We start from the raw sequence: 17,985 nt of genomic DNA on the forward strand, positions 1-17,985 counted from the left end.
GGCAGTCGTACGCCCTACTTGATCCAGGCGTCGACCTTGTCGCGGTTGGCCTCGACCCACTTCTTCGCCGCGGCCTCGGGCGCCATCTTGTCCACCGCGATGTACTTGGCCACGGTGTTCTGGTCGTCGTTCGTCCAGTTGAACTTCTTCACCAGGTCATAGGCCGGGCTGCCCGACTTGGCGAACTTGGCGCTGACGATCTTGTCGAGCTCGTACACGGGGTAGTCGCACGCGACCTTCTCGGCGTCGGCGTCGCAGCCCGTCTTGTACTCGGGCAGGCTGACCTTCTTCAACGGCACCTCGGACAGGAACCACTGCGGCTCGTAGAAGTAGCCGATCACCCATTCCTTGTTCTTCTCGGCGTTGCGGTAGGCCTGGATGAGCGCGGTCTCGCTGCCCGCGTACACCACCTTGAAGTCCAGCTTGAGGTTCTTGACCAGCGCCTCGTCGTTGGTGACGTACGACGGATCTCCGTCGAGGAGCTGGCCCTTGCCGCCCGACTCCGAGGTCTTGAACTTCGACGCGTACTTGTTCAGGTTCTTCCAGTCGGTGATGTCCGGGTGCGCCTTCGCCAGCCACGGCGGCACGTACCAGCCGATGAGGCCCTTGTTGCCGGTCGGGCCCGCTTCGACGGCCGTTTTCTGCTGGGTGATGTACTTCTTCTTCAGATCGTCGTGGCCCCAGTTCTCGACGACGGCGTCGACCTCGCCGGTCCCGAAGCCCTGCCAGGCGATCTCCTCCTTCAGGTCCTTCTGCTCGACCTTGCAGCCGAGGTCGTGCTCCGCGACGTACGCGAGGACCGCCGCGTTCGCCTCGTAACCCACCCACGGGTTGATCGCGAGGTTGAAGGTGCCGCACTTGCCCGAGCTGTCCGAGCCCCCCGCGTTGTCGTCGCCGACCTTCGCGCCCCCGCAGGCCGTGAGGGTGAGGCCGAGGACGGCCAGGCCGGCCGCGCCGGCTCTCCAGTGTCGTGCCATGGTGAGGTGCTCCTTATGCGCCGGCGCGGCGAGCCGCTGCCTGAGTGATCCGGTCGAACATGACTCCGAGCAGGACGATGGCGAGACCGGCCGCCAGTCCCTTGCCGTACAGCTGGCCCTGCGAGAACCCGGCCACGACGTCGTAGCCGAGGGCGCCCGCTCCCACCAGGCCGCCGACGACGACCATCGACAGCACGTAGATGAGGCCCTGGTTGGTCGCGAGGGTCAGGGCGCCGCGCGACATGGGCAGTTGGACCTTGGTGATGATCTGCCAGGTGTTGCACCCGGTGGACATGGCCGCTTCGACGGTGGTCTCGGGCACGGCCCGCACCCCATCGGCGATGATCTTGATGGCGACGGGTGCCGCGTAGACGATGGCGGCGACGATGGCCGTGAACCGTGTCGCGCCGAACAGCGCGAGGAACGGCACGAGGTAGACGAACGGCGGCATGACCTGGGCCGCGTCCAGGGAGGGCCTGAGCAGCCGGTCGACGAGCGCGCTGCTTCCCATCCACACGCCGAGGACGACGCCGAGCAGCATCACCAGCACGGTCGCCACCGCGGTGGAGGCCAGCGTGGTCATGGCGTCCGACCACACGCCGGTACCGACCAGCAGGCCCACGCACACGACGGTCGTGGCCCCGGCTCGCCATCCGCCGAGCACCGAGCCGAGCGCGACGAGGGCGGCGCCGACGAGCCACCACGGGGAGTCGGTCAGCAGGGTCTGGAACGGGTTGAGCAGGCCGTTGGTGAGGACGTCGCGGAAGGCGTTGGTCAGGCCCGCCAGATTGTCCTGTGCCCAGGTGGTCACGTCGGTCGCCGCCTTGGCGATGGTGCTGCCGATGCCGCCCTCGCCGGGGAACTCGGCCGCCCATACATACATGTGCGACAGGTACACCAGCACCGCCGCCGCCACTCCCCCGGCCATCAGCAACTGCCGCCGCCACTTGAGGAAGGGACTGTCCGAGCCCCGGGCCGTGTCCGCCCGTCCGCTCGCCGCGGTGGTGACCCGGTCCAGCACGATGGCCAGGACGACGATGGCCAGACCGGCGTTGAACGCCGTGCCGACGTCCAGCGACTGCAGGGCCTGGACGACCGTCGCTCCCAGGCCGGGCGCGTTGATCAGGGCCGCGATGGTCACCATGGCCAGGGCGGCCATGATGGTCTGGTTGACACCCATCACCACGGTCCGTTTGGACATCGGCAGCAGGACCTTCAGCAGCGCCTGCCGCCGCGTCGCGCCCATGGAGTCCGCTGCCTCGACGGTGGCCTCCGGTACTGAGCGGATGGCGTGCGCGGTGATGCGGATCGCCGGTGGTGCCGCGTAGATCGCGGTGGCGATCGTGGCGGAGGCCGGGCCGATCAGGAAGAACAGCGTCAGGGGTGCCAGGTAGACGAAGGTCGGCATCGTCTGCATGAAGTCCAGGAACGGCGTCATGATCCGGTGGAACCGGTCCGACAGCCCTGCCCACACCCCCAGGGGGATCGCGAACAGCAGCGCCACGAAGACGGCGGAGAGGGTGAGCGCCAGGGTGTCCATGCTCTCCTGCCACAGGCCCTGAAGGCCCAGGAAGGTGAAGCCGGCCACCGTCAGCAGCGCGACCCGCCAGTTGCCCAGGGCCCAGGAGACGTACCCGGCGACGCCGACGACACCGAGCCAGCCGATCTGCGGTACCGGCCGGCCCGGGGTCGGCTGCGAGATCAGTTCCTGGACGAAGGTCACCAGGGTGTCGATGACCAGGCGGATCTCGTTGAAGAAGTAGAGGAAGAGCGGGTTGGAGTTGCGGTTCGCGCCGATCGAGTCGTTGACGTCGTTGAACCACCGGTGCAGATCGGTCAGGTCGGCCGCGGCGAGGGACAGGGTCTGTCTGCCGCGCAGCACGGCGAAGAGCACGAGCCAGACGAGCAGGATCGCGGCCACGACCACGCCGCGGTTGACCGTACGCTCGCGCCGGGCGGGCGCCGGCGGCTCCTCGGTCCCGGTTCTCTCGGGTCTCTCTGTATTCTCCACGGCGACGGTCATCACGCGTCGCCTTCCTGCCCGGCGACCACCGCGAGGATCTCCTCGTCGCCGACTATGCCGAGCAGCTTGCCGTTCTCGACGACCTTGGCCGGTTTCTCGGCCGCGAGCACCGCCCGGGTGGCCTCCTTCACCACGACGTCCGGGCCCAGCTCGGGACCGTCCAGGGGGTCGTCGGGCCCCGCCGGTCGCATGATCCACCGCAGGGTCAGCACGTCACCGCGGGGCACGTCCCGGACGAAGTCGCGTACGTAGTCGTCGGCGGGGGCGCCGACCAGTTCGTCGCCGGTGCCGCACTGGACCATCCTGCCGTCGCGCATGATGAGGATGCGGTCGCCCAGCCGCAGCGCCTCGGACAGGTCGTGGGTGACGAACACCATCGTCTTGCCGACCTCGTGGTGCAGGCGGACGACCTCGTTCTGCATGTCACGGCGGATCAGCGGGTCGAGTGCCGAGAAGGGCTCGTCGAAGAGGAGGACGTCAGGGTCGCCTGCCAGGGCGCGGGCAAGGCCCACGCGCTGCTGCATGCCGCCGGAGAGCTGGTCGGGGTAGGAGTTCTCGTATCCGGAGAGACCGACGAGTTCGACGACCTCCAGCGCACGCTTGGTGCGCTCGGCTCTGCTCATGCCGCGGATCTCCAGCCCGAACGACACGTTGTCGACGACCCTGCGGTGCGGCAGCAGCCCGAAGTGCTGGAAGACCATGGAGAACTTGCTGCGGCGCAGTTCCCGAAGGCGGCTCGCGTCCGCGTCGCGTATGTCCTCGCCCTCGAAGAGGATCTCGCCCGCGGTGGGTTCGATGAGCCGGGTCAGACAGCGCACCAGGGTGGACTTGCCGGAACCGGACAGGCCCATGACGACGAACACCTCGCCGGGCGCCACCTCGAAGTTCACGTCGCGCACGGCGGCGGTGCATCCGGTGCGGTCCATCAGTTCGCGGCGGGTGAGCCCGCGCAGTTCCTCGGAGCCGGGCACCTGGTTCGCCTTCGGCCCGAACACCTTCCACAGCTCGCGCACGGAGATGACCGGGGTCGGTGCCGAGTCCTGGGGCATGTCGCGCCGCCGCGGCGCCTCGGTCGTTGCTGGGGTCATGTTCGACCTCTTTTCGGCGTTCAGCCGCGGAACCAGTGCTGCGGCCGGGGTTGGATGTTCTGCCAGATGTGTTTGGGTTCCCGGTACTCGTCGAGGCCGGTCGGTCCGAGCTCCCGGCCCACGCCGGAGTGCCCGAACCCACCCCATTCCGCCTGCGGCACATAGGGGTGGTAGTCGTTGATCCACACCGTGCCGTGACGCAGTCGGCGGGCGACCCGCTGGGCCTTTCCGGCGTCCTGCGTCCAGACGGCGCCGGCGAGTCCGTACTCGGTGTCGTTGGCGATGCGTACGGCGTCGTCCTCGTCGGTGAAGCGCTCCACGGTGAGCACGGGTCCGAAGGACTCCTCGTGGACCACGCGCATGTCCTGACCGCACTCGTCGAGCACGGTGGGCGGGTAGTAGTGACCGTCGGCCAGGTTCGAGTCGCCGGGGCGCGTGCCACCGCAGCGCAGGACGGCGCCTTCGGCGAGTCCGGCCGCGACATACTCCTCGACCTTCGCCAGGTGCTGTGCGGAGATCAGCGGGCCGGTGTCGGCCTGTTGATCGAAGGGACCGCCCAGGCGGATCCGCCGGGCACGGCGTACCACCTCGTCGACGAACCGGTCGTGCAGCGCGTCCTCGACGATCAGCCGGGCGCCGGCCGAGCAGACCTGCCCGGAATGCAGAAAGACGGCCGTGAGAGCGAAGTCCACGGCCGTCTCGAAGTCGGCGTCTGCGAAGACGACATTGGGGTTCTTGCCACCGAGTTCCAGGGCGACCTTCTTCACGGTCGCGGCTGCGGTGGCCATGATGCGTCTTCCGGTGTCCAGGCCGCCGGTGAAGGAGACCATGTCGACGGCGGCGTGCTCGGCGAGCGGTGCGCCCACCTCGGGCCCTGTCCCCAGGACGAGGTTGGCCGCTCCGTCCGGGAGTCCGGCCTCCTCCAGGGCCCGTATCAGGAGGATCGATGTGGAGGGGGTGAGTTCGCTGGGCTTGAGGACGATCGTGTTGCCGGCGAGGAGTGCCGGGGCGACCTTCCAGCTCGCCTGCAGCAGCGGGTAGTTCCAGGGAGTGATCAGTCCGCACACGCCGATCGGCTCGTACACGACGCGACTGACCGCGTCCTCGCGGCCGGTGTCGATCACCCGGCCGGCGTCGGTACCGCCGAGGCCTGCGTAGTGGCGGAGGCAGGAGACGACGTCGGCGATGTCGTACTCGCTTTCCACCAGCCGTTTGCCGGTGTCCAGCGATTCGGCGCGGGCGAACGCGTCGGCGTCGCGTTCGAGGATGTCGGCGGTGCGCAGGAGGAGCGCGCCGCGCTCGCGCTCGGGGGTACGCGGCCATGGCCCTTCGTCGAAGGCCCGGCGGGCTGCGGCGATGGCCGCCTCGGCGTCGGGGCGGGTGCCTTCGGACACGGTCACCGAGAGCGTGCCGTCGGCGGGACAGCGGATGTCCCGGTGTCCTCCGGCCACCGGATCCCGCCACTTTCCATCCACGAACAGGTCTGCCACGTCGGGAGCCCTTCGAGCGAATCGCGTTGCGCATCGTGCACCGTATTGCTTGTGGTGGAACACTCTGCGGAAGGCGGGAACCCACGTCAAGGGGTCGGCCGATGACGGTTTTGCCAAGGAGGCAGCCCAAAGAACACGACGCCGGCAGGCCCGGAACACCTTGATCCGGGCCGATCGGCTCTATGAAAACTGCAGGTTACGCGCCTGCGTCGCGGTAGCGATAGTACGTGGCGGCAGACGGCGGCAGCGGCTCCTTGCCGAGGATGAGGTCGGCCGCCTTCTCCGCGATCATCATCACCGGCGCATAGATGTTGCCGTTGGTGATGTAGGGCATGACGGACGCGTCCACGACCCGCAGCCCCTGCACCCCGTGCACCCGCAGGTCGGCCGGGTTCACGACCGCCATCTCGTCGGTGCCCATCTTGCAGGTGCATGACGGATGCAGCGCGGTCTCGCCGTCCTCGGCGACCCAGGCGAGGATCTCCTCGTCGGTCTCGACGGACGGTCCGGGTGAGATCTCCCCGGCGTTGTACGGAGCCATGGCGGGCTGGTTGAGCAACCTCCGGGCCACCCTGACGGCCTCGATCCACTCGCGGCGGTCCTGCTCGGTGGACAGGTAGTTGAAGCGCAGCGCGGGATGCTCGGCAGGGTTCTTGCTCTTGATCTTCACCGAGCCGATGGCGTCGGAGTACATGGGTCCGACATGCACCTGGTATCCGTGTCCGCCGGCGGGCACGGAGCCGTCGTAGCGGACCGCGACGGGCAGGAAGTGGAACATCAGGTTGGGGTAGTCCACGTCCTCGTTGCCGCGGACGAAGCCGCCCGCCTCGAAGTGGTTGGTCGCGGCAGGGCCCGTACGGAAGAGCCACTGCAGGCCGATGAACGGGGCGCGCCACTTCGCGAGGTGCGGCTGCATGGACACGGGCTGCTTGCAGGCGTACTGGATGTACACCTCCAGGTGGTCCTGGAGGTTCTCGCCGACGCCCGGCAGATCGTGTACGACGTCGACGCCAAGCGCGCGCAGTTCCTCGGCGTTCCCGACCCCGGAGAGCTGAAGCAGCTGCGGGGAGTTGATCGCGCCTCCGCAGAGGATGACCTCACCGGCACGCACCTGCCGGGGTCTGCCTCGACCGCGCCGGTACTCCACGCCGACAGCCCGCTTGCCTTCGAAGAGGACGCGGGTGACCAGGGAGCGTGTGGTGACGGTGAGGTTGGGCCGCTTCCGCACGGGCTTGAGGTACGCCTTCGCGGCCGACAGACGGCGTCCCCGGTGGACGTTGCGATCGAACCGGGCGAAACCTTCCTGCCGGTAGCCGTTCACGTCGTCGGTGGGAGCGTGGCCCGCCTCCTCGGTGGCCTTGAGGAAGCCCTCGAAGAGCGGGTTGGTCCCCGGGCCGCGTTCGAGGACCAGGGGGCCGTCGTGACCGCGGAACTCGTCGTCCGGGTCAGCGGCGAGACAGTTCTCCATCCGCCGGAAGTACGGCAGGCAGTGCGCGTAGTCCCAGGCCTCCATGCCGGGGTCGGCCGCCCAGCGCTCGTAGTCCATGGGGTTTCCGCGCTGGAAGATCATGCCGTTGATGCTGCTGGAACCCCCCAGCACCTTGCCGCGCGCGTGATAGACGCGCCGGCCGCCCATGTGGGGCTCGGGTTCGGACTCGTACTTCCAGTCGTAGAAGCGGCTGCCGATCGGGTAGGTCAGTGCCGCGGGCATGTGAATGAAGACGTCCCAGGGATAGTCGGGCCTGCCCGCCTCCAGGACCAGCACCCGGTTGCCGGGGTCCGCGGAGAGCCGGTTGGCCAGTGCACTGCCGGCCGATCCACCACCGACGATGACGAAGTCGTACTGCAAGTGAGCCATGGGGCCTCGTCTCGCTCGTGCCGTAGAGAGTGCGCGGCATGCTAGCGCCGGTATCTCTATGCGCACCAGGTTGCGAACAGCGCAACTTGCGAAGGGTCTGTACCAAGCCTGTGACCTGCACAGTGGCGGCTATGTTTATCGCCCGTATAGTTGCGTCGTGAGCAACTACCATCCAGATTCCGAAACGACAAGTGCGCCGACAGGTGGGGTGCAGTCCGTCGACCGCGCCGTCACCGTGCTGGAAATCCTGGCCCAGCGCGGCGAGGCCGGCGTCAGCGAAGTGGCCGCCGAAATCGATGTCCACAAGTCCACCGCGTTCCGGCTGCTCGGTGCTCTGGAGGTGCGCGGCCTGGTGGAGCAGGCGGGTGAGCGCGGCAAGTACCGCCTCGGTTTCGGTCTCGTCCGCCTCGCCGGCGCGGTCACGGGACGCATCGACATCACCCAGCAGAGCCGCCCGGTCTGCGAGCGTCTCGCCCACGAGATCGGCGAGACCGTGAACCTCGCCGTGATGCAGGAGCGCTACGCGATCAACCTGTACCAGGTGCGAGGTCCGGGTGCCATCACAGCGTTCAACTGGGTTGGCCAGCTGACTCCGCTGCACGCCACCTCCAGCGGCAAGATCCTGCTGGCCCACATGCCCGCGAAGGAGCGCGCCACGCTGCTGTCCGAGGCCGGCCTGAAGAAGTTGACGCCTCGCACCCTGACCGCGAAGACCAAGCTGGAGAAGAACCTCGCCGAGGCTCTTGAGCGGGGCTACTCCTGGACCCTGGAGGAGTTCGAGGTAGGGCTGCACGCCATGGCGGCGCCGGTCCGCGACCGGGACGGAGAGGTCATCGCGGCGCTCAGCGCCTCCGGACCCGCGTACCGCCTCACCGAGGACCGTATGTACGAGCTCGCTCCGGTGCTGGTCAAGGGCGCGGACGAGATCAGCCATCGGATGGGCTACCTGGGCTGAGCCCGCCGCACCGCCTTCGCCGACCGCCTGAGCACCGGCCTCCGACCCGCCGGGGACCGCCGCTACCGCGGCCGTCCCGCGCCCAGACGCTCCTGGACGAATGCGTGGAACTCGCCGATGTGATGCTCACTGGGCACGAGGACTCCGCCCTTGGCGTACAGCCGGGAGTTGATCCCGGGCTGACAGCGCTCGCACGCGTCGAAGTCCTGCCGGTTGACGCGGTCGAAAAGCTCCACCGACCGGCTGACGTCCTATCCGCTCTCGACGACGTGCTTGAGATAAAGCCAGTCGCACTCGACGATCGTGCGATCCACGAAGTTCTCGACGATGTTTCCAGTTCGAGTTTGCCCGTCAGGTCGTACGTCCAGGCGTGCTATGGGCATGGGAAGGCTCGATCCGGGGAGGGTGGCGATCAGGCTTTTCCGGCAGGCCGGTCGAGGTCACACCGCACTCCTCGGGAAACGTCGTGGATCGGTCATGCACGCGCCGGGACGAGCTGCACCGGACGTCGTCGGGTAAGGAACAGCGCCGCTGCCGTGCGCGACAGCGGCTGCGAAAGCGCGATCTACGACACGGTCAGGACGGCGTGGCCGCGAGTTGCTTGCGCCAACGCATGAACAGCCGAGGCTGGTTCATCCCGAGTACGGCGACCGGGTGTCCGGCACGCCGGTAGACGGCCAGGACGTTGCGGTCCTCCTCGGTGCCTTCCTCGATCGTCACGCTGTCGGCGCGGGCTGCGTTGCCGGCGAACTGGATCTTCACCCCGTACTGGTCGGACCAGAAGTACGGCGGCCTGGGTACGCCCGGTTCCGATTCGCCCCAGGACAGCAGTGCGGCCACGGCCGCGTCGGGGCGTTCCCGGGCGCCGGTCCAGTGCTCCACGCGGCGGTGGGTGCCCGAGCGCGGGTCGTACCAGGAAGCGCAGTCGCCGACCGCGACCACCCCGGCCAGGCTGGTACGGCCGTCCGCACCACACTTGACGCCGTCGTCGAGTGCGACGCCGGATCCTTCCAGCCACCCGACACAGGGACGGGCCCCGACACCCACGACCACGATGTCGGCGGGGATGCTACGGCCGTCCTCCAGCAGGACGGCGTCCACGCGCTTCTCGCCGCTCAGCCCCTTGACACCCACGCCGCACAACAGGCGCACGCCGTGGTCCGCGTGGAGGGCGGAGACGATGCTCCCCATGGTCGCGCCGAGCGGTGCGGCCAGGGGTGCGGGCGCCGCCTCGACGATGGTCACGTCGAGGCCGAGGGCGTAGGCCGTGGAGGCGACCTCGGCGCCGATGAAGCCGCCACCGATCACGACCAGGCGTCCGCCCCGGGCCAGTTCGTCCCGCAGGGCACGGGCGTCGTCCAGTGTGCGCAGGGTGTGCACACCGGCCAGTCCGTCCATGCCGGGCAGGGTCCGGGCGGCGGCGCCGGTGGCGATGACGATGCCGTCGGCCCTCACCTCCCGGCCGTCGGTGAGCCGTACGGCGCGGGGCGTGGTGTCGAGTCCGGCGGCGCGGGCTCCGAGCAGCCACTCCGCTTGCAGGTCCTCGTCGTCCGGCTCCAGTGCGAGATCGGCTTCGCCGATTCCGCCGGCCAGGAACTCCTTGGACAGCGGCGGCCTGTCGTATGGGCGGTGGAGTTCGTCGCCGATCACGACGAGCCGTCCGTCGTACCCCTGCTTGCGCAACGAGCGCGCCGCCGACAGACCGGCCAGCGACGCGCCCACCACGGCCACCGTCCTCACGCGACGCCCCCGGCGAGCCGGGCGGCGATGCAGGGAGGCAGGTTCGGGGCTGCCGTGGACAGCCGTACGTAGATCATGCCGTCCTCGATGAAGACCTCGTGCGTGCGCACCGGGAGCTTGGCCGGCCGGGCGTCGACGGCTCCGGTCTTGAGGTTGAACTTCGAGGCGTGCAACGGGCATTCGACCTCGCCTCCCTCCAGCCAGCCGTCGGCGAGCGAGGCGTCCTGGTGGGTGCATGTGTCGTCGATGGCGAAGAGTTCGCCGTCGTCGGTGTGGAACACCGATACCGGCGGGTCGATGTCGAGCCTGTGGGCCTCGCCTCGGGGGAGATCCACGAGACGGCACGCGGCAATCATCATGACACCTCGGGTGCGTATAGCGAAACGGATTGCGGTGAACGCAACGCCAGTTTGGAGGCGCCCACAAACCCTTGTCAAGGAGTTCAGAGGACGACGGACGGCCATATTTTTCGTTGCGTGATGCGGAACGCCCTGCATCATAGGAAACGCAGGTCAGGGCGGGGCACCCCTCAGAACCGGGCCTCCGGCAGCAGCGTCGCCGCGGGTTCGAGACCCCAGCGGGCGGTCACGCGCACCGCGTCGGCGGTCGAAGCGACGTCGTGGACGCGCACGCACCAGACGCCCTGCGCGGCAGCCAGGACCGACACCGCGGAGGTGGCCGCGTCCCGCAGGTGCGCCGGGCGGGGCCGACCCGTCCCCGGGTCTGTCAGCAGGTGACCAAGAAAGGACTTCCGCGCCGCGCCCACGAGGACCGGCCGGCCGAGCACGGCGAGCTCCCGGAGACCGCCGAGCAGCCGCCAGTTGTGCTCGGCATGCTTGGCGAACCCCAACCCCGGGTCGACGATGAGACAGTCGGCGGGGATCCCGGCCTCCAGGGCCGCGTCGACTCTCGCCCGCAACTCGTCGACCACGTCGGTGACGACGTCGTCGTACACGGCGTTCGCCTGCATCCCGGCGGAGTGCCCGCGCCAGTGCATGACCACGTAGGGCTTGCCGGTCCGCGCCATCAGCGGCAGCATCGCCGGATCGGCCAGTCCGCCGGAGACGTCGTTGACCAGAGCGGCGCCGGCCTCGACGGCGCGGACGGCGACCTCGGCGCGCATGGTGTCGACGCTGACCGTCGCGCCCGCAGTTGCGAGTTCACGGACGACCGGCAGCACGCGCCGCAGCTCCTCCTCGACCGATGGACGCGCGGCGCCGGGGCGGGTCGACTCGCCACCCACGTCCAGGATGTCCGCGCCCTCGTCAAAGAGCGTGAGGCCGTGCGCGACGGCCCGTTCCGGGTCGAACCACCGCCCGCCGTCCGAGAACGAGTCGGGCGTGACGTTCACGATGCCCATCACCAAGGTCCGGCCCGGGCGGGGCAGACCTCGCGGGTGGAGCGCGGTCATCATGGGACCTGTTGACCTCGTTGCATATAGAGGAACCCTGTGCGATGTGGGCAACGAGTCTGAGGACGGCCGCGCTGCGCTGTCAAGGCAGGCGGAGGGCGTCGGCCTCCCGGTGTGGTCTCGACGCCAGACCGAGCAGCCGGGCGGCCTTCAGCTCGGTCTCGTCCCACTCCCGCCCGGGGTCGGACCCCCAGGTGATGCCGGCGCCCGTGCCGAAGCACAGCACCGGCCCCGCCGGGCCGGCACGGTCGATCCAGAAGGTGCGGATGCCCACGGCCAGTTCGCCGGTCCCCCGGTCGGCGTCGACCCAGCCGATGGCACCGCAGTACGGTCCGCGGGGCGCCGTCTCCAGGGCGTCGATGATGCGCAGGGCGCTGGATTTGGGCGCGCCGGTCACGGAGCCCGGCGGGAAGGTCCCGGCCAGCAGCTCGGCCCAGCCCGCACCCTCCGCCAGTTCCCCGCGCACGGTGGAGACGAGATGCACGAGGCCCGGGTGCCGCTCGACGGCGCACAGGGCCGGGACGGTCACGGATCCGGTGGCGCAGACCCGCCCCAGGTCATTGCGCACCAGGTCCACGATCATCACGTTCTCGGCGTGGTCCTTGGGCAGCAGGTCGTCGACCGTGCGGCCCGTGCCCTTGATGGGCCCGGACTCGACGGTCCGGCCCGTACGGCGCAGGAAGAGTTCGGGCGAGGCCGTGGCGACTTCGACGCCGTGTGCGGGAAGCCGGACCGTACCGCCGTAGGGTGCCGGGTTGCCGCAGGCGAGCAGCAGGGTCAACGCGTCGATGTCGGCGGCAGCCGGGTCGGGCAGGGGTGCGGAGAGCACCCGGCAGAGGTTGGCCTGGTAGACGTCGCCCGCCGCGATGTGCTCGCGGATGCGGCGCACGCCCGCCATGTAGGCAGCGCGGTCCAGCGACGACGTCCAATCCCCGGCGGCCGGTCCCCGCCAGGCCCCGAGCACCGGAGCGGGCCCCGGCGCCGGACGCACATCGCCGAAGCGCGCACAGACCAGGCGACCCTCGAAGTCCGCGACGACCGCCCAGAACCCGGAGGAGTCCAGGGCCGCGGGGTCGCTGGTCACGTCACGCAGATCAGTGGCGACCGACCCATCGAAGCGGGCCAGGGGAGCGGGAGCGTACACGGCGGTTCGTCCAGGGGAAGGCCGATGGGACGGATGGTCCTGGGCCGTGACGGCCGGGTGGGTCGTGTCCACGGGTCACGCTCGGCACTCGCTCGATACGAGGAACCGAGCGCGTTCGGCCACCCGGCCGGGTAGGACGGCGCTCGTTCACCAGCCGCGGGCGGCCCACTCCTCCAGGTGCGGGGCTTCCGCCTCGATGGTGGTCGTGTCGCCGTGTCCGGTGTGGACGACCGTCTCGCCGGGGAGCGTCAGCAGCCGGTCACCGATCGAGGTGATGATCGTGCCGAAGTCGCTGTACGAGCGCCCGGTCGCGCCGGGCCCGCCCGCGAACAGCGTGTCGCCGCTGAACAGTGCCCCCAGGTCGGGCGCATACAGGCACACGGCCCCGGGCGCGTGTCCGGGCGTGTGGAGGACGCGCAGTCCGATCCCCGCCACGACGATCTCGTCGCCGTCGGCGAGCGGGCCCTCGGGCCGTCGGTTCGGGTGGACCGTCTTCCACAGCACCTGGTCGTCGGGGTGCAACAGGACCGGTGCGCCCGTGGCGAGAGCGACATCCGGCGCCGCGCGCACATGGTCGTCGTGGGCGTGGGTGCACACGACGGCCGACAGGCGCCGGTCACCGACGGCCTCCAGGACGGCGTCGGAATCGTGTGCCGCGTCGATGACGACCACCTCGTCGTCGTCACCGATGATCCAGACGTTGTTGTCGACGTCCCAGGTGCCGCCGTCAAGGCTGAAGGTGCCGCTCGTGACGAGGTGTTCGATGCGCGGTGCGCCGGCCATCACAGCACCACCACGGAGCGCAGGACGTCGCCGCCGTGCATCTTCTCGAAGGCCTCCTCCACGTCACCGAGCCCGATGGTCTCGGAGACGAACGCGTCCAGGTCGAACCGGCCACCCAAATACAGGTCGATGAGGGCCGGGAAGTCACGCGAGGGCAGGCAGTCGCCGTACCAGCTGGACTTCAGCGAGCCGCCGCGCCCGAAGACGTCGAGCAGCGGCAGTTCCACCTTCATCTCCGGGGTGGGCACACCGACCAGCACGACCGTGCCCGCCAAGTCCCGGGCATAGAAGGCCTGCTGGTAGGTCTCGGGGCGGCCGACCGCCTCGACGACGACGTCCGCGCCGAAGCCTCCGGTGAGTTCGCGCACCGCCTCCACGACGTCGCCCTTCGAGCCGTCGACGGTGTGGGTGGCCCCCATGGCCGTGGCGCGGTCCAGTTTGCGCTGGTCGATGTCGACGGCGATGACCTTGCTCGCGCCGGCGAGCCGTGCTCCCGCGACGGCGGCCATTCCGACGCCGCCGCAGCCGATGACGGCGACAGAGTCCCCTCGTCCGACGGCACCGGTGTTCACGGCGGCGCCGAAGCCCGCCATGACGCCGCATCCGAGCAGACCGGCTGCCGCCGCCGTGGCCGCCGGGTCCACCTTGGTGCACTGTCCGGCCGCGACCAGTGTCTTCTCCGCGAAGGCACCGATGCCGAGAGCGGGCGAGAGCGGAGTGCCGTCGAGCAGCGTCATCGGCTGCGTCGCGTTGTGGGTGGCGAAGCAGTACCAGGGCTTGCCCTTGCTGCACGCCCGGCACTCGCCGCACACGGCCCGCCAGTTGAGGATGACGAAGTCACCGGGCTCGACGCCGGTGACTCCCTCCCCGACCGCCTCGACACGACCGGCCGCCTCGTGCCCCAGCAGGAAGGGGAATTCGTCGTTGATCCCGCCCTCGCGATAGTGGAGGTCGGTATGGCAGACGCCGCACGCCTCGACCTTGACCAGTGCCTCACCCGGACCGGGATCGGGGACGACGATCGTCTCGACGGAAACCGGTGCGCCCTTCTTCCGGGCGACGACGGCACGAACCTCGTGAGCCATGAGCTGCTCCTCAGACGGGAAACACGCGCGGCTGCGTTGCCTCATTCGATACACGCACCGCTATACGCAACCGAGCATCGGGGAGGAGAACACCGAGGGTCAAGGGGTCGGCGGGAACCGGACCGACTCGGCCGGATCCGTCGGGCGGAAGATGCCTGATCCGAGCGCACATGAGGGGCCGCACATTCCCGGGATGCGGCCCCGCACGTGCGTCTGATCCGGCCGAGTCGCACGCTTGGCGATTCGCTCGGTCCGGCCGGGTCAGCCCGCGGGCCGTGAGTCCGACACGACCTCGGCCGACCGCACCCCGGGACCCGGCCGTGACTCCGGCTCCGGCTCCGGCTCCGGCTCCGGCTCGCCGACGGCATCGACATCGGTGGCGCCAGCGCTCTCCTGCTCACCCACCGGCTTCGGCCCTTCCGTCGGCTCGGCGCGCAGCGCCTTCACCAGGGAGACGCACAAACCGACCATCACGAAGAGGAACGGGAACGCGGCGATGATGGCCACCTGTTTGACCGCCTCCAGGCCACCCGCCATCAGCAGCACAGCCGCGACCAGACCGGTCAGCGCGCCCCAGAGGATCACGACGAGGCGTCCGGGGCTCATACTGCCCCGACAGGAGAGCATGCCCAGCACCACGGAGGCGGCATCGGCGCCGCTGACGAAGAACAGACCGACCAGCACGATGACGAGGACCGAGGTGACTGGGAACCAGGGAAGGTGCTGCAGGGTGGCGAACAGACCCGCCTCCTCGCCCCGGGCGACCGCCGAGGCCAGATCGGCGCCGTGCATCTCCTGATTCAGCGCGGTACCGCCGAGGATCGCGAACCATACGACACTCACCAGGCTCGGCGCGATGATCACACCGACGATGAACTCCCGGATGGTCCGGCCGCGGGAGATGCGCGCGATGAACGTCCCGACGAACGGCGTCCAGGAGATCCACCACGCCCAGTAGAAGACCGTCCAGCCGGAGAGCCACTCGCCGCCGCCGAAGGCACCCGTCGTGAAGCTCATCTTCGGAAGCGAGGCCAGATAGCCTCCCAGCGCCTCGGTCTGGCTCTCCAGAATGAACACCGTGGGGCCCACGACGAAGACGAACAGCAGCAGCACGGCGGCCAGGATCATGTTGCCGTTGCTCAGCCACTGGATGCCGCGGTGCACGCCGGAGAGGGCGGAGAGCACGAACAGGACGGTGAGGACCGCGATGATCGAGACAGCCAGCGTGGTGGAGTCGGGGACGCCCCAGAGTTCTTTCAGCCCCCTGTTGACCTGCAGGGCGCCGAGTCCGAGGGAGACGGCGGAACCGAAGAGGGTGGCGAAGATCGCCAGAATGTCGATGGACTTGCCCAGTGGCCCGTCCACCAGGTCACCGAGCAACGGCCGGAAGGCGGAGCTGATCAGGCTGTTGCCGCACTTGCGGAATCCGAAGTAGGCGAGCGCCAGGCCGGCCACCGCGTACATCGCCCAGGGATGGATCGCCCAGTGGAAGAACGAGTACTCCAACGCCAGACGGGCCGCGTCCTCGCTGCCCGCCTTCGCGGAGCCCGGCGGCGGGCTGGACATATGCATGATCGGTTCGCTCGCCCCGTAGAACATCAGGCCGATGCCCATCCCGGCGCTGAACATCATCGCCACCCATGAGGCGGTGCTGAACTCCGGGCGCTCACCGTCCCGCCCGAGCCGGATGGAGCCGAACCGGCTGAACGCGAGGACCACTGCCAGCAGCACGAACCCGGAACTCGTCAGGATGAAGAGCCAGCCGAAGCTGTCGATGATCCGGTTCAGCGTCGTCTCGGCGACGGCGGCGAGATTGTCGGTGAAAAACACCCCCCAGGCCACGAAGAGGGCGGACAACGTGACGGATACATAGAGGACGGCCGGATCCACCCGTGCGAGGGCCGATGTTGATTTCTTCGTCGTCGCGGTACTCATCCGAAGCCTTCCGACAGGGAACGGGGGACGGCGGGGCTGCGTCTGCATCCCTGCGTCGGCACACACTCGACGGTGCACAACACGCAACTAAGTGCTCGATGTGCAACACAGTTCCTGTCGCGCACCAGTGCGTCAACCCCCCGTACACCGACCGTTCTCGCCGGGTGGAGCGTCAGACCAGCGGACAACGGAGCGCGGTGAGGATCAGCAGTACATGAGCCCAAAAGCCGCCAGAAGTCCCCTACTCCTGCAGGTCATCCGTTCCCTGCCGCACCTGACGGCGCGAATGACGTAGGGGCGGGGGCAACGGGTCCGCCAAACGCAGGCGGCTGCGACACCGCACTCGGGGTCGGCCGATCCGTCGCCACCGGCGCCGTCAAAGGCACCTGTTGCCACCTCATCGGCGAGTGCGGCCCCTATCCCGAGCAGCTGAGGGAGAGTTCGAGGGTGTGCTCTGGCGGTTCAAGACCTGCGGGCAGTGGCGGGAGATGCCGCGGGAGTTCGGCGCCTGGTCGAAGAGCAAAGCGGACGGGCCGCCGAAGCGGATCCCGAGCGAGGGGGAGCGACGACGCGTCTGACGCCGCCGGAAGCTCCGGCTGAAGGCCGCTCTCCTGGGACGCTCGCGGGGCAGGCAGACCAGCAAGGTCCACCTCGCCGCCGACCGCAAGTGCCGCCCCGCTGGCCTTCGTCCTGTCCGCCGGTCAGGCGGCCGACGGCCCCCAGTTCATCCCCGAGAAGCGGAACCAGGTCGCCAACCGGAAGAAGAAGGGCTCCAGAGGTGGTCGGCCCGTCAGCCATGACGCCGACCTCTACAAGGAGAGAAACACCGTCGAGTGGCTGATCAACAAGCTGAAGGCCTGGCGAGGCATCGCCACCAGGTACGACAAGACCCCGGAGAGCTACCTCGCGGGCCTACACCTTCGCGCCTCGATAATCTGGATCAAAGTTCTCACCCGAACTACCCGTTGATCACGACTCAATCTGCATCGACAGGTTCGGGAGGGCGGGGGATGCCCTGCCGTATTCTGCGAGCCATGACGCGCTACGTGGTCGATGCCAGGACCTTGCTGCACATCGTGTCGACCGGTGGGCAGATCAGTCCCGATCACCAGCTTGTCGCACCAAATCCGTGGCGTCGCTGGACGCTCTGAGTTCCTCGTAAGGCGCTCGCAAGCGAGCATGCTGGCGATCGCCGGCCCGACCTGCCCGAGCTGGGGGTCGACCATTCTTTGGGATCTGCCCTCAAGGGTTGGGATCAAAGTCATCAGGGGGCGACTCGTTGATCACGACTCGATACGCGCCCTAGCTCCTCCATGCCACGCGTGAACGCCAACGGTTCCGTCCAAGCCCGGACCAGGATGCTTACCTCGGCGAGCCGGAACTCGGGCGAGCGCGTCGACGGCGAAACGCTTGGCCAATTGACCGTCACCGCATAGGCGAGCTATGCGCCGCGGACCCCAGGGCATTGCGCTTCGCTGTGTGCCGACAAGTCTTGC

At 69.0% G+C, this 17,985-nt stretch carries 13 protein-coding genes and 2 pseudogenes; 2 read left to right on the forward strand and 13 right to left on the reverse strand.

From position 1 onward, the window contains the following. Positions 1 to 14 precede the first annotated feature (14 nt). The 5 genes from ACFTZL_RS05420 to betA form a co-directional block, all read right to left on the reverse strand. A complete protein-coding gene (locus ACFTZL_RS05420; RefSeq protein ID WP_382578557.1) occupies positions 15 to 977 on the reverse strand; it encodes an ABC transporter substrate-binding protein in 963 nt (320 codons plus the stop codon). A 13-nt stretch (positions 978 to 990) separates the two neighbouring features. Continuing rightward, positions 991 to 3,000, reverse strand: coding sequence for an ABC transporter permease (locus ACFTZL_RS05425; RefSeq protein WP_382578560.1), 2,010 nt, complete (start codon positions 2,998 to 3,000; stop codon positions 991 to 993). Continuing rightward, the gene (locus ACFTZL_RS05430) at positions 3,000 to 4,088 is read right to left on the reverse strand and encodes a glycine betaine/L-proline ABC transporter ATP-binding protein (protein WP_382578562.1); all 1,089 of its coding nucleotides are present in this window, start codon (positions 4,086 to 4,088) and stop codon (positions 3,000 to 3,002) included. The genes ACFTZL_RS05425 and ACFTZL_RS05430 overlap by 1 nt, the downstream gene beginning before the upstream one ends. Before the next feature lie 20 nt (positions 4,089 to 4,108). Next, positions 4,109 to 5,578 carry an aldehyde dehydrogenase family protein gene (locus tag ACFTZL_RS05435; RefSeq protein ID WP_382578565.1) on the reverse strand — a complete coding sequence of 490 codons (1,470 nt, stop codon included), beginning with the start codon at positions 5,576 to 5,578 and terminating at the stop codon, positions 4,109 to 4,111. Positions 5,579 to 5,774: 196 nt separating this feature from the next. After that, a complete protein-coding gene (betA, locus tag ACFTZL_RS05440; protein WP_382578568.1) occupies positions 5,775 to 7,436 on the reverse strand; it encodes a choline dehydrogenase in 1,662 nt (553 codons plus the stop codon). 208 nt (positions 7,437 to 7,644) lie between these two features. Here betA and ACFTZL_RS05445 point away from each other — a divergent pair, with 208 nt between their 5' ends. Next, positions 7,645 to 8,391 carry an IclR family transcriptional regulator gene (locus ACFTZL_RS05445; protein ID WP_382578570.1) on the forward strand — a complete coding sequence of 249 codons (747 nt, stop codon included), beginning with the start codon at positions 7,645 to 7,647 and terminating at the stop codon, positions 8,389 to 8,391. 62 nt (positions 8,392 to 8,453) lie between these two features. Here the strand turns inward: ACFTZL_RS05445 and ACFTZL_RS05450 are convergent. The 8 genes and pseudogenes from ACFTZL_RS05450 to ACFTZL_RS05485 form a co-directional block, all read right to left on the reverse strand. Then, positions 8,454 to 8,705, reverse strand: a pseudogene (locus tag ACFTZL_RS05450) (SRPBCC family protein); the annotation flags it as partial. A gap of 262 nt (positions 8,706 to 8,967) precedes the next feature. Next, positions 8,968 to 10,131: an NAD(P)/FAD-dependent oxidoreductase gene (locus ACFTZL_RS05455; protein ID WP_382578573.1), complete on the reverse strand. Its 1,164-nt coding sequence runs from the start codon at positions 10,129 to 10,131 to the stop codon at positions 8,968 to 8,970. Then, a complete protein-coding gene (locus ACFTZL_RS05460; RefSeq protein ID WP_382578575.1) occupies positions 10,128 to 10,490 on the reverse strand; it encodes a bifunctional 3-phenylpropionate/cinnamic acid dioxygenase ferredoxin subunit in 363 nt (120 codons plus the stop codon). The genes ACFTZL_RS05455 and ACFTZL_RS05460 overlap by 4 nt, the downstream gene beginning before the upstream one ends. A 170-nt stretch (positions 10,491 to 10,660) precedes the next feature. Then, on the reverse strand, positions 10,661 to 11,542 hold the full coding sequence (gene folP, locus ACFTZL_RS05465; RefSeq protein ID WP_382578633.1) for a dihydropteroate synthase: 882 nt from the start codon (positions 11,540 to 11,542) through the stop codon (positions 10,661 to 10,663). An 82-nt stretch (positions 11,543 to 11,624) separates the two neighbouring features. Then, on the reverse strand, positions 11,625 to 12,686 hold the full coding sequence (locus ACFTZL_RS05470) for a chorismate-binding protein (protein WP_382578578.1): 1,062 nt from the start codon (positions 12,684 to 12,686) through the stop codon (positions 11,625 to 11,627). A 147-nt stretch (positions 12,687 to 12,833) separates the two neighbouring features. Then, the gene (locus ACFTZL_RS05475) at positions 12,834 to 13,469 is read right to left on the reverse strand and encodes an MBL fold metallo-hydrolase (protein ID WP_382578580.1); all 636 of its coding nucleotides are present in this window, start codon (positions 13,467 to 13,469) and stop codon (positions 12,834 to 12,836) included. Further along, positions 13,469 to 14,554, reverse strand: coding sequence for an S-(hydroxymethyl)mycothiol dehydrogenase (locus ACFTZL_RS05480; RefSeq protein ID WP_382578583.1), 1,086 nt, complete (start codon positions 14,552 to 14,554; stop codon positions 13,469 to 13,471). Before ACFTZL_RS05480 ends, ACFTZL_RS05475 begins: the two co-directional genes overlap by 1 nt. 261 nt (positions 14,555 to 14,815) lie before the next feature. Further along, the gene (locus tag ACFTZL_RS05485) at positions 14,816 to 16,489 is read right to left on the reverse strand and encodes a BCCT family transporter (protein WP_382578586.1); all 1,674 of its coding nucleotides are present in this window, start codon (positions 16,487 to 16,489) and stop codon (positions 14,816 to 14,818) included. Positions 16,490 to 16,888: 399 nt separating this feature from the next. On the opposite strand from ACFTZL_RS05485, the pseudogene ACFTZL_RS05490 reads away from it, so the two are divergent. Next, a pseudogene (locus tag ACFTZL_RS05490) lies at positions 16,889 to 17,458 on the forward strand (hypothetical protein). The last annotated feature ends 527 nt before the right edge of the window (positions 17,459 to 17,985 follow it).

This window comes from Streptomyces sp. NPDC056948, assembly GCF_042674225.1.
Classification (GTDB): domain Bacteria; phylum Actinomycetota; class Actinomycetes; order Streptomycetales; family Streptomycetaceae; genus Streptomyces; species Streptomyces purpurascens.